At 51.5% G+C, this 1306-nt stretch carries 1 rRNA gene; it reads left to right on the top strand.

Going from position 1 to position 1306, the window contains the following annotated elements:
* Positions 1-46: 46 nt before the first annotated feature.
* Positions 47-1306, top strand: a 23S ribosomal RNA gene (locus tag HMPREF2674_RS03950); the annotation flags it as partial.

The raw sequence follows: 1306 nt of genomic DNA, 5'->3' as shown, positions 1-1306 counted from the left end.
GTGTTGGTTTGATTGTTGATTTTAGATTCTTATTTTTCTTGATTGTGTGTAAGTTATTAAGGGCACACGGTGGATGCCTTGGCATTAAGAGCCGATGAAGGACGTGTGAATCTGCGATAAGCCTCGGGGAGCCGATAACTGGGCTGTGATCCGAGGATTTCCGAATGGGGAAACCTGGCTCATCTTCATGGTGAGTTACCGCCAGCTGAATGTATAGGCTGGTTGGGGGGAACGCGGGGAAGTGAAACATCTCAGTACCCGCAGGAAGAGAAAATAAAGTAATGATTCTGTGAGTAGTGGCGAGCGAAAGCGGAAGAGACTAAACCTGTGGTGTGTGATAGCGGTTAGGCGTTGCATCATGGGGGTTGTGGGAGTCACAGTGGTAGTTCTAACTGGCTGCCGGCATGATGTTCAGGATGGTAGGTGAACGACTTGGAATGGTCGGCCGTAGAGGGTGAGAGTCCCGTAATCGAAATTGTTCTGTCCGTGGTGTGGCCACCCGAGTAGCACGGGGCTCGTGGAATCTCGTGTGAATCTGCCAGGACCACCTGGTAAGTCTAAATACTTCTTAGTGACCGATAGTGAATCAGTACCGTGAGGGAATGGTGAAAAGTACCCCGGGAGGGGAGTGAAATAGTACCTGAAACCGTGTGCTTACAAGCCGTTGGAGCCTTTTGGGGTGACAGCGTGCCTTTTGAAGAATGAGCCTGCGAGTTAGTGTTATGTCGCGAGGTTAACCCGTGTGGGGTATCCGTAGCGAAAGCGAGTCTGAATAGGGCGTTTGAGTGGCATGACCTAGACCCGAAGCGGAGTGATCTATCCATGGCCAGGTTGAAGCGACGGTAAGACGTCGTGGAGGACCGAACCCACTTCAGTTGAAAATGGAGGGGATGAGCTGTGGATAGGGGTGAAAGGCCAATCAAACTCTGTGATAGCTGGTTCTCCCCGAAATGCATTTAGGTGCAGCGTTACGTGTTTCTTGCCGGAGGTAGAGCTACTGGATGGCCGATGGGCCTTCACGGGTTACTGACGTCAGCTAAACTCCGAATGCCGGTAAGTGAGAGCGTAGCAGTGAGACAGTGGGGGATAAGCTTCATTGTCGAGAGGGAAACAGCCCAGACCACCAACTAAGGCCCCTAAGCGTGTGCTAAGTGGGAAAGGATGTGGAGTTGCTTAGACAACCAGGAGGTTGGCTTAGAAGCAGCCACCCTTGAAAGAGTGCGTAACAGCTCACTGGTCAAGTGATTCTGCGCCGATAATGTAGCGGGGCTCAAGTACACCGCCGAAGTTGTGGCAATGATCTTTT

Source organism: Rothia sp. HMSC062F03, from assembly GCF_001836905.1.
Lineage (GTDB): Bacteria > Actinomycetota > Actinomycetes > Actinomycetales > Micrococcaceae > Rothia > Rothia mucilaginosa_A.
The sequence above is the reverse complement of the archived record's forward strand: the minus strand, read 5'-3'. Positions and strand labels throughout refer to the sequence as shown.